Source organism: Anaplasma phagocytophilum str. Webster (assembly GCF_000964685.1).
Taxonomy (GTDB): domain Bacteria; phylum Pseudomonadota; class Alphaproteobacteria; order Rickettsiales; family Anaplasmataceae; genus Anaplasma; species Anaplasma phagocytophilum.
Genome location: NZ_LANS01000001.1, coordinates 15,206 through 35,681 on the forward strand (window position 1 = coordinate 15,206; position 20,476 = coordinate 35,681).

Sequence of the window (20,476 nt, forward strand, 5' to 3'; positions counted from 1 at the left end):
TTTCTCCCCTTACTGTTCATCAGGAAGAAGCAAAGTACCTTATTACTAACAAATGGATTTCATCCTAGCATCTCATAAAGCCATTACTTTTGAGCGTATACTCTATGAGTTAATACTCTTGAAAGTATATAACATTCGCGCTACAGTGCATTACATTATTAACTAATATGCACATGCTCACTGTATGTAGTGGCACACATGGCTTCAAGTATTCTTATACTGCTGAGACTTCCTCTGCATATAAGGATATCATATGCGCCGGGATTTATACTAGAGTGTTTTCCCCCGTAGATTTCTCAAAAATCCTACTCTGCAATATTGAAGCTTTGCAGCAAACATTAGACCGTGCGTTCTCTTTAGATCCAGAATTTTCTTCTATTGCTGCAAGAGTTGCTGCTATAAAACTGCTCTTAATAACCAAAAATGCTGGTAGTAGCAAAGACCCAACAGCAGAAGAGGCAATTTTAGCGCAAGTGCATGGTGTCTTTAATTTGCTGTACGATGCGCTGTACGCTTGTGTTACTGCCACCTGCAATTCTGAACCAGGTAGGTTTATTAGCCCTACACATACAGAACATGGTTTGCATCTACATGCGGCTACGGCAGTTGCCTTGCTAGTCAATATCATCATGATGTGTCGCTACTTTGTATTGGTTAGCACTTCTCAATCTCCAGTTACGAGCGAGGAGACCAGCACACATCCCGTAATGGATATCAAGTTGGCAGTTAACGCGTACATAGACGCTGTTCAGTCAGCCACTCGTCGCTCTTGTATGCTAGCTGAAGTGCCTGAAGAAGAAATAAAGGCATTTTCCAATGCAATACTACATAACTCTGAGCTTCTCATAAGAGTTTCCGAATTGCTTGATGAAGACGGCCCATTTTTGCACCGGTCAAGTACAGAACATTGCTTGAATACCCTACTTAGCACGATCAGCCGTTTATCTTCTACCTGTAGCCGATTAGGAACTCACATAAACGATGGTATTGTATCATCGCGTAGAGCCCTGAGTAGTGAATCATATATCATGCTTAGATCTCAGCTAAACCGTTATGCTCTCCGCACGCTGGACCATGATGCACTCCGTACGGATAGCTCTCTTAAAAATCGCAATACAAATATTGTGCAAGATTTGGTTAGTGGATTGGGTGGCTTGTGCCTTATACGAAGGGAATACTCTTCTGTAAGCGCTGAAGAGCATCCTTATGCGAGCCATATTGAGCGTTGTATTAGGCTCATACGCGACAAAGTTTACTCAAGTATACATGCTTCCGAAATGGAGGATGCACTTAGTCCATCACAAAGCACAAATCATGCAGTACAGTTACACCTTAGTGAAGCAATTGCAGGCCTAAAATGCATCAGGGCGAGCCTACTATTAAATCCATCGATTACTACTGAGTTACACGAAACGGCACTGAATCATCTAGAGAAGGCGGAACGTCTTTGGAAATCTAAACACGACGTAGAACAAGCACACTCTTCTTCTGATATGGAAACCTCGGGGCAGGAAAGCACTAGTTCTATACTACAAGACTTACTTGTAACCTCCCCACTACAATCAAATAACGAAAGTGAACTTATGCAGCCTCCTCAAAAACGCCCGCGGTCCGTATAATCTTTCTCTCGAGTATGCTCTTAGCATCATGCCTTATTGTGGGCTTCTCTTTATATACAGTCTGAGGCATACTCATTTCGAAACTGCGGTAGACGCATCATACTTTCATACACCGTCACCACATATGGTCGGCTCGTATTTTTCGATCCTATAGCATTTCTTAGCTATGAAGCATCCAAGCGCCACCTATGCCTTCTAGAATTATTCTCAGCATACGTAACCGTGGCATAAAAAACCAATTGTATTGAAAAAAGAGGAAACAGTGTGTTACTTCGTGCCCGCTTTGAGCTGTCCGTACTAAAAGCACTCACATAGCAAGGAAATAGCTAATACAACATATTCTCTCAAGGACATAAAGTCTCAAATCCTAGATAAACTTGACTTATGCAACGTATATTACCTATCTCACTGTTCTATCTTAACGCAACTCTGCAATAGATCTTCCCTACAAGAAGAATATATATGGCTATCGCACTACATTTCTTATCTTATCCCATTCCCCGCACCACTATAAGCAGCATAAGATTTTGATACGAAAACCCTGTATCACTGGAATCGATACTGATTTGTAGCAGCTGTTTCTCAAATGTCGCATCAAAGAACTGCCTTACTTTGATTTCGTGATACGTACAACTGCTATGAATGCGCTCCACATAACTAGCATAACGTTTTCAGCAACGGCAGATCTTCATATATAAGCACTGAACACCTACGTTCCAAGATCATGCTCTTCGCGCCTGTTTACTTGGTGGCTCAGAGTCATCATCACTAGGAGTTCGTGGTCTGTGAGAGCTAACTTGTGCTTCTTCCAGCGTAGAACTAGCACCTCCCAATCCTGATGCTGAAGGTTGATCCCACGAATAAGGCATAATCCCTTGATCCTGAGGTGGCACATAGGGAGCTTGTGATCTTCCCATTCCAGTACTAGTACCTCCTAGCCCAGATGTTGAGAATTGGCTAGATGGATAAGGAACATTCTCTAGGACACGTAGTAGAATATGAGGGGGGGGGGGGAACGAGTTGAGCTCCCTGTCCGGCAGTACCTCCCAATCCTGATGTTGAGGGTTGATCCCATGATGTTGAGGGTTGATCCCACGATGTTGAAGGTTGTGCATACGAATAGGGCATCATCCCTGGATCATGTGGTGGAATATGCGAAGCTTGTTGACTTCCCATTCCAGCGGCACTTCCTAACCCTGATGTTGAGGGTTGATCCCACGATGTTGAAGGTTGTGCATACGAATAGGGCATCATCCCTGGATCATGTGGTGGAATATGCGAAGCTTGTTGACTTCCCATTCCAGCGGCACTTCCTAACCCTGATGTTGAGGGTTGATCCCACGATGTTGAAGGTTGTGCATACGAATAGGGCATCATCCCTGGATCATGTGGTGGAATATGCGAAGCTTGTTGACTTCCCATTCCAGCGGCACTTCCTAACCCTGATGTTGAGGGTTGATCCCACGATGTTGAAGGTTGTGCATACGAATAGGGCATCATCCCTGGATCATGTGGTGGAATATGCGAAGCTTGTTGACTTCCCATTCCAGCGGCACTTCCTAACCCTGATGTTGAGGGTTGATCCCACAATGTTGAAGGTTGTGCATACGAATAGGGCATCATCCCTGGATCATGTGGTGGAATATGCGAAGCTTGTTGACTTCCCATTCCAGCAGCACTTCCTAACCCTGATGTTGAGGGTTGATCCCACGATGTTGAAGGTTGTGCATACGAATAGGGCATCATCCCTGGATCATGTGGTGGAATATGCGAAGCTTGTTGACTTCCCATTCCAGCGGCACTTCCTAACCCTGATGTTGAGGGTTGATCCCACGATGTTGAAGGTTGTGCATACGAATAGGGCATCATCCCTGGATCATGTGGTGGAATATGCGAAGCTTGTTGACTTCCCATTCCAGCAGCACTTCCTAACCCTGATGTTGAGGGTTGATCCCACGATGTTGAAGGTTGTGCATACGAATAGGGCATCATCCCTGGATCATGTGGTGGAATATGCGAAGCTTGTTGACTTCCCGTTCCAGCAGTACCCCCCATTCCTGATGTTGAGGGTTGATCCCACGGCGCACCATAGGGTATGGGTATACGCTCAAGAACACGTAGTGGGACACTGATAGCTTGTGCTCCTTCCACTCCAGCACTAGTACTCCCTAATCCTGATGTCGAGGGTTGACTAGGTGCAGCACCGGTCTGCTCAACAGCATTGAAATATCTTCCGTATTTCTTGTCACAAATATTCATCATTACTGAAAGATACCGCAATGCTGTATTGCGCCACTTGACTTCTATCTGTGGAATTAATAGCGCATCTTCCGTAATATGCTCATTGATCTCCTCATAGACATGGCACATGTCTAAAAATGATTTGCGAGCCCTGTATGCCCCGAGCTCCCTTCTTCTGCTATATAAAGCACACAAAATCTGGAGACAATGCCCAATCCTACCTGCAACAACATGATCTACATTACCGGTGGAAGCGTATACTCTATACATCAAGAACAAACCACCTACTGCATGCACTAAAGCACCACCCCGATACCTTTCTCGCTTGAGTCGTAAATCAAAACTGTGAACTCCTAAACCTTCAACATATGCCTCTAAATAGTAGAGAAAATTTGCCATCGCTCTTCTAGAGAGTCCTAGACGCAGGCGTGCACTTTCATTATTACGTACCATCGCTTCACATGCAGCTGCACTAGTCTCAATAGCATCAATAACACTGTCCAAGCAAGCCTCTGTACGATGACGGAAAAAACGCGGTGTATTAGGCTCAACTAACTCAGCAACCTTACTGCAAAGCTCTATGTTATGCCGCACTACGCGCAAAATCGCCTTTATATTCTCTGTTTCCTCAGAATCCAAAGAAGAATTTAAGCATCTACTTAAGGCTGAAAATTTTACATAGCAGTATGCACTTAAAGCTGTCACTGTATGAGATGCACTACCATCTCTACGCTCACTACTCACTGCACCAGTAAACCTCGTGGCAATAGTTCTGGCACAGCAGTTCACTATAGCAATAACATTCACTATGATAGCACATGCCTTGCCTATTTGTAGGTGTGCCTTACGCTTAATAAAGTCTTGATCCATGAACAGCGGCACTTCTTTGTTGCACTGCGCCGTGATGCAGTCCTGCAACGCGTCGTACAACCGATTGATCAAACTATACAACACCCCCGGTTCTGCGCTTGAAGCACCTTCTGCAGCAGTTATACAGCTGTTAATACTGTCTATCTTATCAGCTGCCGCAAACACGACATCTACACCCCGGAGCTTGACAAACGTATCGCGCAATTCCAGCATACATTGACGTATAGCCTGCAGGCATGCAGCATATGGCCTGGAATTAGTCATTATTGAATTACATACAGTTTCTTTATATTCCGCAGAAGAGCAACCACTGTAGGCATATCCAGACATAACTGGAGTAGTGAATATACGAGGCATATGCATCTAATTAACCACTGGAACAACTTCACACCTTGAAAGTGTAGCATACCGGTGTGACGCAGCTCAATATTAAAGATTATGCACTTCGTGATCGTTTACTAGGAGGCTCAAGTTCATCATCACTAGGAGTTTGTGATCTAGGAGAGACTACCTGTGCTCCTTCCAGCGTAGAACTAGCACCTCCTAATCCTGATGTTGAGGGTTGTGCATACGAATAATCTTGCAACGGACCACAAGGTGCCTGAGCTTGCAGTGCTCCCTGTCCAGCAGGATTACCTCCCAATCCCGATGTTGAGGGTTGACTAGGTGAAGAGGGCATATGCCCTGGATCATGAGGTAGCGTATAGGAAGCTTGTGATCCTCCTATTCCAGCCCCAGCACTTCCTAGTCCAGATGTTGAGGGTTGACTAGGCGAACCCTCAGTCTGCCTAATATTATTGAAATATCTCTCGTACTTCTTTTCCCAAATACCAATCATTGCCGAAAGATACCCCAACATAGCACTACAGAACCCAACTTCTGTCTGGGGATTTAATAGTAGACCTCGCGTAACGCATTCCTGAATCTCATCATAGACAGTACACATGTCCAAATATAATTCTTGTGCCGTATATTCTGAAGCTCCCGCTCTTCTGACCTTATATTTATAGAGAGTAAGCAACATTTGAAGACAATGCTCAATTTTACTCGCAACAACATGCCCTGTATTACCCGTGGAAGCATATACTCTGTGCATTGAGAATAAACTACCAATTGCATACACTAAAGCTTGCACATACTTGTCATGCCTGAAACTTTTAAAAGCAACGCTCAGTCCTAAACTTTTATATGTCTTGAAATGGTGTAAAAAACCTGTTCTCGCTTTTTTAGCGAGAGCTAGGCGGTTCTTTGCACTATCGTTATCACTCACCATCTCTTCGCATTCAGCCGAGGTAGACCCAACTGCATCAAGCATACTGTTTAAGCAACTCACCGTACGATCACGGAAACAATATGGAATCTCCGGATCAACTAGCTCAGCAACCTTATTACAAAGCTCTATGTTATGCCTCACCACACGTAGAATAGCCTTTCTACGCTTAGTTTCCTCAGGACCCGGAGAATAATTTAAACATCTGCTTAAAGCTGAAAATTTTGCATTTACGTATGCACTTAAAGCCATGTTGGCATGAAACGCACTATGCTCATCAGCCTCACCTATTGCACTGTCAGACGCCTCGGCTATGGTTCTGACATAGCAGTTTGCCATGGTAATAGCATTCACCAGGATAGCACATACCTTAGCGATTTGTAGGTGTACTTCACGCCTCGTGAAGTCTGGATCCATGAACCGCGGCACTTCTTTGTTGCACTGCGCCGTGGCACAGTCATGCAGCATATCATATGCACTATGGATTATGGTGTGCAATACCCTCTCTCGCACTGCAGGGTCTGCGCTTGCAGTACCCTCTTCATCTAAAAATAGCTTGCAAGCAGCTCTACCCTATCAGCATGCTTCGCAAACACAGCATCTACACCCCGTATCTCGCTAAACGTATTGCGCAACTCTGCCACGCATTCACGCAGAACCTTCAGGAATTCATCATACGCCATTAAACCAGAGGTTATGGCTCTACATAAAGAATTTTTGTATTCTGTAGAAGAGAGACCACTGTAGGCATATCCAGACATAGCTGGACTGGTGAATATACGCGGCGTATGCATCTCATTAACCACTAAACAACTTCACACTCTAAAAGTGTAGCATACCGCTGTGATGCAGCTCAATATTATTGATTTTTTAATAAATAGTAATGCCCATAGAATGAGGCGTTTTGTTTTGATGCACTACACAACCAATAATAGCGGCATGCCTATATTACAAACCTAAATTGGCAGCAACCATATAGTATTTCCTTGCAAATACCTACCGAAGCATTGCTGTTTTATATTGGTCACATGTGTCAGAAATGCCTTCTACAAGAGAAATAGCTTACGTTATGCTAGATTTCAATAAACCGTAATAAAACCTAACTACACAACCAATGGGGCATCCCTTCTCTATAATCTGAAATCGATATGCAGATTTGTATTACCGCTTTCTTGCGTGCTTCATGCAACGGAATATCCCGGCAGTAACCCTCTTTGCATAAGACATTCCACTGCTACAAATTACAAGACATGACTAACCCAATGTCTTCAGCGCCATATCTGCATATAGAACGCTAAATACCTAGATATTGGCGAAAGACTATGCGCTTCGCGCTCGTTTAACAGGTGGCTCGATATCCCCTCTAGGAGTTCGTAATGATCTAGGGGAGCTGATGCGTGCCTCTTCCAGTACGGAACTAGCACATACTGATGCTGGAGCTGAAGTTGAGACTGATGTTGCTTGCTCTGTTGAGAGCGATATCGAGGGATGACGAGACGAAGATTCTCCCTCTTCAGGAACACTGAAATGTTCACTGTTAGCTGACTTCCAAGCACATGACATTTCTTTAAGGCAACACAATGCCTTTTGGTGCAATTCACCAGATATATGAGGACTTAGTAGCAGCTCTGGCGCAACGGCTTGCAGCTCATCAGCGGCTCGACACATGCGTAGGTGTGTCTCATATGCTACATTAGATCCTTTCTCTTCTCCCCATTCATGGCAGGACACTTTCGGGTAAACGCTGTCACGTAGAATTTCAATACAGCGCTTAATGCTGCAAGCAAAAGGATGGTTTGCGCTTTCTGAAGCAGCATATTCTCTATATATCAATAGCAAACAACCAATAGCCCTTATCAAAGCATATGTACATGAACTGCTACGATGTTTAACGGCACTGCCAACTTCTGATCTGTTTACATACCGCGAAAGATCATCAAAACAAGCTTCACTCGCTTCAGAAGACAACAGTATCCTCATGCATGCTATTTCGTCGCCTTGCAAAATCTCTTCACATTCAGATGAGCATGAGTCAATCACCTCACTTAAAGTGCCAAAACAACTCTGAGTATAATGACGGAAACAATTCGGTATGCTATGATCAACCAACTCAGCAACTTTCCGCAAAAGCTCTGCATTGTGTCGAACTACACGAAAAGCGCTCCTTCCATATTCTTGATTTTCAGCACTCAGCGCAGGATTTAAGCATCTAACTATAGCTATACATTTTGTATTGAGATACGCATTTAAAGACAGATTGATATTAGATACTACTTCTTTATCACACGCTACATCTTCAGTGTGAGCCTGAGGATCAGCATCATTAGCAAAGCAGTGTACCATGGAAACAACATTCACCAGGATAGCGCATCCTTTAGCCATTTGTAGCTGCATTCCACGCCCAACAAAGTCAGGGTTTCTAAACATCTCATGATTGCAAGTTGCTGCAACACATGCATACAGCGCATCATAGAGGTGATTCACCAGGTTCATGAGATTCAATTGCCGCACTACATCTTCTTGTGGCTCACTGCCTCTTGCCCTCTCATCATCCACTAGAGATTCGATGTATGCCATCCTCGCTACAAGATCAGCAACCTCTGGATCTGCTTGGGCGACAAGTTCAAACGTCTCGCGTAATTCGAGCACACATCTACGCAGGATCCCAAGAAAATCCTCTTGTGAAATGGCCCCTATTCTTATTGCAGCACATACAGTGTCTTTATACACAGTAGAAGCGGTTCCACTGTAAGTATAGCCATAGTCAAGCGCACTTGTGAATGTACGTGGCGTATGCATCTTATTTAACTCTGCAAGGTATCACACCCCACAATTGTATCATATCAGCGCTGTACAGTTCAATATTATTGATTTTTTAATAAATAGTGATATAAGCCACTATATGGCCTATAGGACTTGTGTTGATGCATGGTATGACTCTTAATAATCACATGCGCATAGTAGTTATTAAAACGTATCAACACGAAAAATTATCAACGTTTTAAGGAGTGAGAATAGTTAGTAGAATACTCCGGATTGGTGGTAAACTGACCATGCTTGCGTTCTCGTTTATTTCTTCAGGAAGCAACTGTAAGCACATGCATATCTGAATATACTACCTCTTTGCACAACGGCATTGCTAGAAGATAACTTCTTCTGAAAACACAACCTATGCCTTATTTCTTGTGAGCAAGATTGAAAACACAGAACTCTCAGTTATTATACTCTGAAGAGCACATAACCTTATGAAGCATTGTACGACGTACGCACGTAGCTCTTGTGCCTACTATGCATTCCTAATATTTTCTCGCGCCTTATGAGCCATAACAATAAAGCCTACCGTTATAGTATTTTCCAAGGGTACCCAGCATGTTTGTCAAGAGCGTCCAAGCTAAACTACACAGTATAGGAACACTAGAAAAGAGACGCAGACTGAGGACATTAGCTGCCACCATTAGAAAATGTATAGCAGCAAAAACACCCATTCTAATTAACGTGCTAAGAGGTATTCATATTCTGCCACATCTATCTAACCTCAATACTCTACCTACTAGAGCTGTATGATGAACTTCATATTACGTCAGAGCTTTAGCATCGCCTATACCTAAGCATCAAACTTCTTGAACCAACCGTATGTGCAATCTTTTCTTGTCTGCAGCATGAAAGAACAAGAAGTTTTGCCTCCTGCTATACCCTATACACAGCACCTTCCAGAGCTTTAGAAACAGCCGTACCTCAAAATATTTCTTTTTTTCTCTACTTTGCTATATTAAACGCAACTGTGCTCCTAGTGTAGAGCCGTAAAATTACCAATACTAGTATATAATAAGCACCTTGGTGACTTCTCTGCTACTAAAGCTCCTATAGATTCTCCACTAAAGGAAAAAACAATACAAAGCATCCCTACTCTCTACCATAAAAACATTCGTTTTAGGTTAAATGACTACTATCAAGTTATTCCTGTAATACAAATATTTCCTGCGTAAATAACACAATAAAAAGACGTTTTAGCAGCTCTGCTATATCTTTCTTGTAAGATCCAAATCTGTAGCATAAAACACCTGCTGCGAAGAAGTAATTTGAGGAGTTCCTAGTGGAGCACCGGTAAACGTAGTAGTGTTAGTTGTTTGTTTTTTCTTATTTGGAAATAAGTATAGTGGGAGCATCGCTCTATATTTTATAGCCTCTATATTCCACGCGGAGGATGCTTTTTCAAGGTATAGAGATGCTATATTGTATAAAGCAACCGACTCCGCTGAGTTTAATAATAAATCTAGTGAAATAGCTTTCAGCTTTTTAGTAGCGTGAGATAAATGTATGGGGACAACACAAGCCAGAGCAGAAGTACTCACAAGCTCATTCTCATAGGAAAATACTATTGGATAAACCTCATCGCGTAAAATTGTAATACAACTCTTAATGTCACGGGTAAGAGAATTATCTAATTTTGCCTGTAATAAGCATTCCCTACATAACAAGAACATACAACCCACAGCCCCGATCAAAGCCTTCACAACCGGGCTTGTCTTACTTTGTATTGAACATGCAGCTTCACTCTCAGTAACATAACGATTCATGTAGAAATTAAATACAATGCGTGCTTCAGTTGCGAGGGAAACGTGTAAAACTTTTTCCTCATCAGTAAGTGCATCAGGCCTCGATATGGAATATGAATTCTCAATAGTGTCCATCATAGTATATAGCAAGTGTCCAATCCGGGGCCTGTAAAAAAAAGGTACGTCTACATCAACTAGCTCACTCACCTTGAGCGCTAATTCTGCATTATGCAAAATAAACCGTGAAAGCGCCATTTTCTCCCCTTTAGGCACCACAGACATTAGGTAGTAATAGCTTTTCGCAGCATGTAGCGCATTTAGATATGCACTTAATGCAAGCTGTACATGCAAAACAGTTTCATCATCATTATCTCTGGGCACAATAGTATGTCTAGGAGCATAGGTTTGTACAAAGCAGTGATATATTGAGATGATATTTACCAGGAGCGCACATGCTTCGAGCATTTGTACACGTATACTATCGCGAAAAAGTAACGGGCTCGTAAATTCACTCAGGTCCTTATTACAAGTAGCCGTTATACATGAAAACAATGTGTCATATAGAAAATCTAAGACGCTATGATCTTGTGCCAATATCCCGCCTATTGAATAGATAACTATCCCGTCTTTTCGTGCAACTATTGATTGCACAAAGGACATCTTATCTGCCAGGAGAGAGAACTTCTCATCTTTAGAACATGCACAAACAAATACCTTCTGCAACTCCCCAATGCTGTCACTGAGAACCTCCATCAAATCACATAGCGAAACTTTCCCCGCTCTAATATAGTAACACACAGTATTTCTGTAATCCGAAGAAGTTCTATCACCATTGAGAATGTCCATAATCGCCTACATCACTCACCCACATACTCATATATTATTAAATATTTAATAATATTCATCTTAGAATAGAAGTGGTGTACCACAAATGCTACTAATTTTTTAATAAAAAATTACGAAAAAGTCCTTTTTCATTGCAATCGCACGCAAAGGAGAATTGCTATGTATGTGTGGAACGGTAAAAGTTGCTTAGGTAAAATAACACGTGCGCTACTAGTCATATCCTAATAGAAAATAGCCAGCGTGAATAACCAGATGACCAATTGAAAACTTTCATTAATCCCTGCAATAGTACAAGGCAAAAACAAAAGAGACTAACCCACAGTGCTTATCTATGGGACAAGACACTAATAACGACAAACTCCTGTAGAAAATAATATGGCGGTACAGCTCTCTAGAGAAAACAACTATTTGTGTTATTCCATGCACAACTCACTATTCCCCAAACAGTTAGCTATGGTGCTTACCTCTATAGGATGAGATAGCGACACACAAACCTACCGGAGAACAGTAATCTGGCAGTACTGTTCGCTTTTATAGAGAACTACGCTGTATAGCATCTTATACGTATACCATCGTAACAAACAATATAGTGTTTGGACACAACATAGGCAGTATTTCAACTTTTCCTCTCCCCTGCAGAAGAAAGGAATAAGTGCATACCGTACACCGGGCAAAGCTCACCCAAACGTCAGCCTAAATACCAGAGCACAGCAATATTCAAATAAAGTGCCTAATAGCCAGGATCCCCTATTGGAGATCCCAACATAATCTAACCTTCGATAATTCCCTTAGATCTGGCAAAGCGCTTCCGCTCGTTTGGATCAAGGAATCTCTTCCTCAACCTTATTGATTTCGGAGTACATTCAACCAGCTCATCGTCATTGATGAACCCTATCATCTCCTCCAAAGACATCATTTTCGGCGGAACTAACCTCACAGCTTCATCCGATCCTGCAGCCCTCACATTAGTCAACTGCTTACCCTTCAGCACATTGACTTCAATATCATTATTTCTATTATGAAGCCCAACAATCATCCCCATATAAACTTTATCCTGAGGCTTGATAAACATCATACCCCGATCTTGTAAGTTAAAAATGGCATATGCAACGGCCTCTCCCTGCCCTGTAGAAATAAGCACACCGTTCATCCTTCCAGAAATTTCCCCCTTATGTGGAGCATATCCATGGAACAATCTGTTCATTATACCGGTGCCTCTAGAGTCTGTCAAAAACTCCCCATGGTAACCTATTAGACCACGTGACGGCATTAAAAACACCATTCTAACCCTGCCCTTCCCAGAAGGAGTCATATCTTGCATGTCACCTTTCCGGAAGCTCAGCTTTTCCATTATAACGCCACTATACTCTTCATCTACATCTATTATCACCTCTTCTATAGGCTCTAATATTGTGGAACCTTCCTTTTTAAAAATCACACGCGGTCGCGATACAGAAAGCTCAAACCCTTCACGCCTCATTGTCTCTATCAAGACACCAAGCTGCAATTCACCTCTACCGCCTACCTCATAGGCCTCACTTCTAGCACCTTCTTTTACAGTAATCGCAACATTAGTTTCCGCTTCAGAAAGCAACCTCTGCTTTATAGCAGTAGAAGTCAATTTCGTTCCCTCAGTCCCTGCAATTGGCGAGTCATTCACACCAATAGTCACAGCCATAGTTGGAGGATCTACAGGAGTAGACTCTATAGGCACAGTTACAGATACATCTACAATGCTATCAGATACAGAAGCCCTTTCCAGCCCTGCAACAGCTATTATGTCACCCGCATCTGCCTCTTCAACAGGAACCCTTTTTAGCCCCGAAAAAGACAAAAGCTTCGTGAGCCTACCACTCTCTACAACCTCACCAGCGAGGTTCAATACCTTCACCTGTGAGTTTATCTTGGCCCTACCGCCATAAACCTTACCAGTCAGCACCCTACCCAAAAACTTGTCTGACTCCAATAACGTCAATAGCATACTAAACGGCGCATTTAAGTCGTACTGTTTTGGCTTTATATGCTCTAATATTCCCTCAAACAGCGGCTCTAACCCCTTCTTCTCATCAGTCAAACTCTTAGAGCACCAACCTTCTCTACCAGAAGCATAGAGAACCGGGAAATCTAACTGCTCACTCGTAGCATCCAGATTGATAAAAAGTTCATAAACCTCATCAAGAACCTCACTTACGCGACTATCTGGACGATCTACCTTATTAACAACAACTATGGGCAATAATTTAGCCTTTAGCGCTTTTGAGAGCACAAATTTTGTCTGAGGCATAGGGCCCTCAGAGGCATCTACAAGCAACAATACCCCATCTGCCATAGACAGTACCCGCTCCACTTCACCACCGAAGTCAGCATGTCCAGGAGTATCGATAACATTGATCTTATGGTTCTTCCAAGTAATGGCAGTACACTTGGCCAAGATGGTAATACCACGCTCCCTCTCAAGATCATTGCTATCCATAACACGGTCCACAACATCTTGATTATCTCTAAAAGCACCACTCTGCCTTAGCATACTATCCAGCAACGTGGTCTTTCCATGATCCACGTGCGCGACAATAGCTAAATTACGTATGGAATCGTAGCCACTCGACATTATTTATCTTCTCTAAAACGCAATGGGATAAATCTATATTATTAGCCAAAATAATCAAAGATAAAAACACACTTCTCGTAAGTTATCCCACCATGCTACTAGCAGCAGATCTCTCAAAAAATGTGTACTTGAAGTCATCACTGTCGGGATCGTACCTAACTTCAACCTTGCCTCCGTGGACAAGTTTACCAAACAACATTTCAAAAGCTAGCTGCTTCTTCAGCTTCTGCGCCACAATACCTTGTATCTTTCTAACGCCGTAGTCTTCCCTTTGACCAAGTTTTGCGAGATAACTCAGCGATTCCTGATCAATATCGATGCTCACATCCTTATGAGCAAGCTGCTCCCTGAGCTCATTGATAAATTTCTCCACAACCTGTGCTATGACACAAGAATCCAGGTACGCAAATGGCACTATCGCATCAAGCCTGTTACAAAACTCCGGACCAAAAATCTTTTCAATGACCTTACGTGCATTGTCAATCCGCACGTTACTATCACGATTAAATCCTATAGGATTGCGGCTAAGCTCCATAGCACCAGCATTGGTAGTCAGTATTATAACAACATTGCGGAAACTGACCTTTTTGCCATACGTATCTGTAATGTAACCATAATCCATAATTTGCAGCAGTATGTTATATAAGCTGCTATGGGCCTTTTCTATCTCATCTAATAGCAGAACACTATACTGATTACGGGAAATGGCATCAGTTAACAATCCACCCTGTTCGTATCCCACATAACCTGGCGGCGAACCTATCATCCTGGAAACTGTATGGGATTCTACATACTCAGACATGTCAAATCTAATCAACTTCATGCCCATACATTTGGCAAACTGCCTAACTAGCTCCGTCTTCCCAACACCCGTAGGACCTGCAAATAAATAACACGCCAAAGGCTTCTGCGAACTTCTCATCCCAGCTTTCGCTATCCTTATAGCATCTACAACATGCGTTATAGCCTCATCCTGCCCGAAGATCACCTTCTTAAGATTATCCTCAAGATCCCGCACCTTTCGTATATCATCAGAAGCCAAAAGGTCGCTACACGGAACCTCAGTAATTTTAGAGATTATAGCCCCTATATCCTTACCCGTAACAATCCTGCTGGATTCTGGAGAGCGTAGTTTGCTATAAACACCAGCTTCGTCAAGTACATCCACCGCCTTATCTGGCAACATTCTTTCGCTTATATATCTATCCGACAACTCTGCAGCATACCTGATCGCTTGGTTTGTATAGCGCACGTCGTGATATACTTCGTAGTAGGACTTAATTCCACTCAATATTTGAACGGTTTCCTCTACAGTAGATTCTTCAACATTGATTTTTTGATATCTTCTAGCTAGAGCACGGTCCTTTTCAAAGTTACTGTTGTACTCCTTGTGAGTAGTAGCACCAATACACCTGATAGTACCTCTAGCAAGCGCAGGTTTAAGAAGATTACTGGCATCTAAAGGGCTGCCACTAGTAGAACCAGCACCGATGATAGTATGAATCTCATCTATAAACAGTACCGCATTTTTCTTATTCTCTATAGCCCGAATAACAGCCTTAATCCTTTCTTCAAAGTCCCCTCTATACCTTGTTCCTGCTAATAGAGACCCCATATCTAAGGAATAAACTTCAACACAGCGCAACTGCGAAACTATATTACCTTCTACTATTCTAAGTACTAACCCCTCTACTATAGCTGTTTTACCAACCCCAGAATCTCCGACGTATAGAGGATTGTTTTTCCTACGCCGCAACAAAACCTCTATTGTTCTTTCCTGTTCGTATTGACGGCCTATAACGTAATCTATCTTACCTTCCCTGGCCAAGTCATTAAGGTTAACACAATACGCTTCAAGGCTGTCACCATCCTTCCTTACTGAGTCCTTGACTATATTTGGAAACGCAACAGAACCCCTCCTACTACTAGCATCAGCATCCTTTATAATATCGTGCTGCTCATAGCCCTCATCGTGCATATTCTCGCCGCTAGACATGCAACTCACTACATCGATGTACTTAACGTTATGCTCGTTAAGAAAGGAAAAGCTATGGGATTCCTTTTCCAAAAACATCTCAGCCAGGACATTCACACCATTAATTTCATCCGCACCTGAAGCATGAGCATGAACTACAGCTCTGTGTACCACCTTCTCAAAAACCCTGCTAGGCTTTACTTCCCCAAGAATGTGCCCTGAAGATACTGACATTTCATATCGCAGAAAGTTCATGACCGTAAGCCTTAACCTATCTACTGAAACTCTGCACACATACAACACACGACGCACATCAACATCATCAGTAAGCGCTAATAATAAGTGCTCGAGAGTCGCACATTCATGACGAAAATCGAATGCTATCGATATAGCGCGGTGCAAACTCGCTTCAAGATTTTTCGACAACACTAAACGCAACCCCTATTTCTCTTGTGCATCAGGGTATCAGGTAAGCATTAAAATATGTTGAAAACAACTTGGATTGCTTGCAAAAAAAGATGTAACCTATAACATTACGAAGTGCCGTATAGATCAGGGGTTTTAGATCGATTATGTACGTTATTTACAACTGTATATCAGAATTTTTAACCCTGCTCATGCTGGAGATAATACTAGGTATTGATAACTTAATATTTATATCGATAATATGTGAAAAACTCCCTATAAACATACGCGATAAAGCTAGAATATGCGGGATATTCATAGCTTTGGGCATGAGATTCTTAATGCTCTATGGAGCATCCCTCATTCTATCAATCAACGAACAAGTTATTTCTATATTAAACATAACCCTATCATATCGAGATATGTTCATGATAGCAGGAGGTGCATTCTTGATATACAAAAGTGCAAAAGAGATGTACTCCGAAGTTTTTCCTGAAGATTTACAGGAAATTCGCACATACTCAGGTATCCTCTGGGCAACACTACAGATTGTTGGCATTGATATAATGCTATCCCTTGACTCAGTAATATCAGCAGTAGGCATTACATCAAGAACATACTTAATATGGATAGTATTTGTAATTTACGCCGTGATGGCGCTCTTTCTCTCTAAAAGCTTCAGCAACACAATACGCAAGTTCGGTAATTGCAAAATTATTGCGCTATTATTTATAGGAATGTTAGGCATCATATTGCTATTGGATGGGTTCAAGATATCGATTCCTCACGAATACCTATATACAACACTGATGTTCTCTCTTGCAGTGGAGGCTATTCAACTCTTAAAACAGCGTTTTAATTCGAAAATAGAAGAATAGAACCAGGCATTCGCTCTAGAAAAGAATTTCTACTTACCTTTTTCCATAGCAGCACTCCCGTAAGGATAGATAAAAACCTACCTACTTACACAAAAACACAGTGTCCATATCCCCTGCATAATACGATAATTTAAAGGAAACTAATCTCTAGATGCAGGATTACATCTACTCTGTTGTGTTGAATTCCGGTAAGGGTTATACAGAGTCTGTAGGTAGGATTTTGTTAATGCACGAGAATAACAGGGAAGACATAAGGGAGATAAAGGCCGGTGATATTGCGGCGCTAGCTGGGCTTAAGAAGACTACTACTCAGAAGATAAAACAGAACTTGATATCCTGTAATTCAACTGTGATTACTTATATCAAACAACAAAATTAGTCATTCAACACTGCAAGCGCATCACTAATACGCAAAAAATTCTCAAACTCTACATCTAATTTAAAATGCAACCTAGGCACATACCTGAGTTTGAGATACTTAAAGACAGACTTCCTCACAACATTAGAAGAGGCATTCAAGGCACGCACTATCTCGTCACCATCTACACCCTTACCACGGACTACAACGAAAATCGTTGCGTTACGAAGATCCTCCCCTACCTTCACTTCAGAAACAGATATCAGCGTACTCAGATCATAGAACTCCCTTAGAAATAACTCGGAAAGCGCCTTCTTGAGCACTGAAGAAACCTTGAGACTCCTATGCTCAACTGGATGATCAAAAACAATCACTCCACACCCCTCATGCGTTCTACAATCTCTAAAACCTTAATTACATCACCAGCAAGCACACCCTTCACGCCATCCACAAGAAGACCACACTCTAACCCACGGTTAACTTCCTTAACATCTTCCTTGAACCGCCTCAGCGCTTTCACAGTGCCTTCACCAATGACAGTCTCACCTCTACAAACACAAACAGTAGCTCCTCGCGTAACAGCACCCTCCGTTACATAACAGCCAAGAACTGTCCCGCTCTTCCCGGAAGAAAACATCTGCCTCACCGTAAGCAAACCAACTTGCATCTCCTGAACAATAGGCTTCAACTTACCAGATACCATATTCCTCACATCATCTACCAAGTCGTATATAACCTGATAATGACGCACATCCACCTTTTTTAACCTAAGGAGATCACGCGCTTTCGCATCAACCCTAACATTAAAAGCCAAAATCACCGCCGAAGACACCTCAGCAAGCAACACATCAGACTTTGTTACATCTCCCATTTCCTTGTGCAAGACATTAAACTTCACTTCTTCATGCACTAACTGCTCAACAGCACAAGAAACGGCTTCCATCGAACCAGCAACATCCGCCTTGAGTATTAAATTAATTTCCTCCACCTTACTATCCATAGAGGCCATAATAGCCCCGCTAAATGAAGGCACAGCGCGATTCTCTTCACGCGCAGAATTAATCTCAGACCTATGCCACAACAAATCCCTAGCTTGCTTCTCCGAAGGCATAACAATCAAAGTGTCCCCCGCCTTAGGAATTGCATTTAACCCCAGAACCCTAACAGGCATCGCAGGCAAAGCAGAAGTCACAACCCTATCAGCGTCATCGAACATGCTACGGACCTTTCCATAAGAACTATCGCCCGCAACTATTATATCGCCCTTTTTCAAGGTACCCTTTTGCACTATAACCGTAGCAACTACACCACATCCCCTGTCAATTTTTGCCTCAATCACAACTCCTTGAGCCCTGCACTCCCGCGGAGCACTCAACTCCAGCATCTCAGCAAGAAGCAATATTGCAGACTGAAGCTTATCTATATTCTCCCCCGTCTTCGCAGATACAGGCACTATCATTACATCTCCACCAAGCTCCTCTGCAATGACCCCATATTGCAATAACTCGTTCGTAATTCTACCAACGTCAGCATCACTCTTATCTATCTTGTTAACAGCCACTACCATAGCTACACCAGCAGCCTTAACATGGTTTATAGACTCAACAGTTTGAGGCATAATTCCATCATCAGCAGCAACCACCAAGACTACAATATCTGTAACATTAGCCCCACGAGCACGCATATCAGCAAATGCCTCATGTCCCGGCGTGTCCAGAAACGTTATCTTTTTGCCATCTACATCTATCTGATAAGCACCTATGTGCTGAGTTATCCCTCTAAATTCCTTCTCTGCAACATTTGACTTACGCAACACATCAAGCAAAGAAGTTTTCCCATGGTCAACATGCCCCATAACAGTCACAACCGGAGGACGCGGCTCAGAAACAAAATCATCACCACATACGTCACTAAGCTCCTGCTCCATCTTGACTATGCTAACTACCCTAGGACGATGACCAAATTCCACAGCTATCTCACACGCTACCTCAGAATCAAGCCCAGTATCCATCCGCGCCTCGACACCAACATGAGATAGCATGCGTAGCACATCCTGCGCCTTCTCAGCCATAGCCAACGCAAGATCACGAACCGTCATCTTGTCACTAATAACAACTTCCCTCGATATTCTACGCCCACTTTTAACATTACTACTGCGACGCTTATGAGTAGATGATGAAAACCTAGTAACACGCTTGTCTTCTAACCCACTAAGCGCATTCTCGATATCCAATTTTATATGCTTACTCGCACCCCTAGAAGAAGCAACCTTCTTTATACTAACGCCTTCCTTTTCCTTATGACGCCCCGTAGCCCCATGAGCATACTTCTTACCACCCCTGTCATCATGGCCACTCTTATTGCTATGTGAAGGAGTTGCCACAGGCGCAACCACCTCTTCAACATCAGGCACTGCAGCCTCTACCGCTTCCACAGGCGGCACATCACCCTCAACGGATACCTCCTCGACAGCTTCCTCAACCACAGCTGCCGCAGCAGCCAATTCCTCCTCTTCCTTAGCCTTTCGCGCCGCAGCTAACTCCTTTTCTTTAGCACTAATACTATCAGCCATATTTATGGCATTAATCCTAAATAACTGCTCCTGCGCAGTCAGCCCACTAACCGCCTTATTAAGACCAGATCTTCGCTTATCATCGTGGGAAATATACTCTCCAGGCCTCCGCTTCTTGCTCCGTACTTCAACTGTCGTAAAAGACTTTCCAGTAGAGGTACCCCTAGCCAAAGAAGGCGGCACTTTAAGCTTATCACCAAGCTTAAGCGTCAAACGCTCCCGTTTACCCGAAGCACTACACTCCCCATCAACCTTTTCAACATCACTCATCTGCAGTA

13 protein-coding genes and 1 pseudogene are annotated in these 20,476 nt (G+C 42.8%); 3 read left to right on the forward strand and 11 right to left on the reverse strand.

What is annotated here, in order from left to right:
* The first annotated feature begins 167 nt into the window (after positions 1-167).
* The gene (locus APHWEB_RS00065; RefSeq protein ID WP_011450582.1) at positions 168-1,619 is read left to right on the forward strand and encodes an HGE-14 family type IV secretion system effector; all 1,452 of its coding nucleotides are present in this window, start codon (positions 168-170) and stop codon (positions 1,617-1,619) included.
* A 488-nt stretch (positions 1,620-2,107) separates the two neighbouring features.
* On the opposite strand, the gene APHWEB_RS06170 is transcribed toward APHWEB_RS00065, so the two are convergent.
* The 9 genes and pseudogenes from APHWEB_RS06170 to APHWEB_RS00105 all read right to left on the reverse strand — a co-directional run bounded on the left by APHWEB_RS06170 (position 2,108) and on the right by APHWEB_RS00105 (position 16,414).
* Positions 2,108-2,272, reverse strand: a complete 165-nt coding sequence (locus tag APHWEB_RS06170) for a hypothetical protein (RefSeq protein WP_011450581.1) — start codon at positions 2,270-2,272, stop codon at positions 2,108-2,110.
* Between the two features lie 69 nt (positions 2,273-2,341).
* Positions 2,342-2,536: a hypothetical protein gene (locus APHWEB_RS00070; RefSeq protein ID WP_045890449.1), complete on the reverse strand. Its 195-nt coding sequence runs from the start codon at positions 2,534-2,536 to the stop codon at positions 2,342-2,344.
* 220 nt (positions 2,537-2,756) lie between these two features.
* Positions 2,757-5,093, reverse strand: a pseudogene (locus APHWEB_RS00075) (APH_0455 family type IV secretion system effector); the annotation flags it as partial.
* Positions 5,094-5,166: 73 nt separating this feature from the next.
* The gene (locus APHWEB_RS00080; protein WP_020849276.1) at positions 5,167-6,513 is read right to left on the reverse strand and encodes an HGE-14 family type IV secretion system effector; all 1,347 of its coding nucleotides are present in this window, start codon (positions 6,511-6,513) and stop codon (positions 5,167-5,169) included.
* A gap of 32 nt (positions 6,514-6,545) precedes the next feature.
* The gene (locus tag APHWEB_RS00085) at positions 6,546-6,794 is read right to left on the reverse strand and encodes an HGE-14 family type IV secretion system effector (protein ID WP_133121361.1); all 249 of its coding nucleotides are present in this window, start codon (positions 6,792-6,794) and stop codon (positions 6,546-6,548) included.
* Positions 6,795-7,320: 526 nt separating this feature from the next.
* Positions 7,321-8,799: an HGE-14 family type IV secretion system effector gene (locus tag APHWEB_RS00090; protein WP_020849275.1), complete on the reverse strand. Its 1,479-nt coding sequence runs from the start codon at positions 8,797-8,799 to the stop codon at positions 7,321-7,323.
* A gap of 1,220 nt (positions 8,800-10,019) precedes the next feature.
* Entirely contained in the window at positions 10,020-11,402 is a 1,383-nt protein-coding gene (locus APHWEB_RS00095) for an HGE-14 family type IV secretion system effector (RefSeq protein ID WP_011450578.1), read from the reverse strand.
* 769 nt (positions 11,403-12,171) lie between these two features.
* Positions 12,172-14,010, reverse strand: coding sequence for a translational GTPase TypA (typA, locus tag APHWEB_RS00100; protein ID WP_011450577.1), 1,839 nt, complete (start codon positions 14,008-14,010; stop codon positions 12,172-12,174).
* Positions 14,011-14,092: 82 nt separating this feature from the next.
* The gene (locus APHWEB_RS00105) at positions 14,093-16,414 is read right to left on the reverse strand and encodes an AAA family ATPase (RefSeq protein ID WP_011450576.1); all 2,322 of its coding nucleotides are present in this window, start codon (positions 16,412-16,414) and stop codon (positions 14,093-14,095) included.
* A gap of 143 nt (positions 16,415-16,557) precedes the next feature.
* On the opposite strand from APHWEB_RS00105, the gene APHWEB_RS00110 reads away from it, so the two are divergent.
* Both APHWEB_RS00110 and APHWEB_RS00115 read left to right on the forward strand, forming a co-directional pair.
* Positions 16,558-17,268 carry a TerC family protein gene (locus APHWEB_RS00110; RefSeq protein ID WP_011450575.1) on the forward strand — a complete coding sequence of 237 codons (711 nt, stop codon included), beginning with the start codon at positions 16,558-16,560 and terminating at the stop codon, positions 17,266-17,268.
* A gap of 151 nt (positions 17,269-17,419) precedes the next feature.
* On the forward strand, positions 17,420-17,647 hold the full coding sequence (locus tag APHWEB_RS00115) for a translation elongation factor G, truncation (RefSeq protein WP_011450574.1): 228 nt from the start codon (positions 17,420-17,422) through the stop codon (positions 17,645-17,647).
* On the opposite strand, the gene rbfA is transcribed toward APHWEB_RS00115, so the two are convergent.
* Both rbfA and infB read right to left on the reverse strand, forming a co-directional pair.
* Positions 17,644-18,000, reverse strand: coding sequence for a 30S ribosome-binding factor RbfA (gene rbfA, locus APHWEB_RS00120; protein ID WP_011450573.1), 357 nt, complete (start codon positions 17,998-18,000; stop codon positions 17,644-17,646). The genes APHWEB_RS00115 and rbfA overlap by 4 nt on opposite strands.
* On the reverse strand, positions 17,997-20,468 hold the full coding sequence (gene infB, locus APHWEB_RS00125) for a translation initiation factor IF-2 (protein ID WP_011450572.1): 2,472 nt from the start codon (positions 20,466-20,468) through the stop codon (positions 17,997-17,999). The genes rbfA and infB overlap by 4 nt, the downstream gene beginning before the upstream one ends.
* Positions 20,469-20,476: the final 8 nt, after the last annotated feature.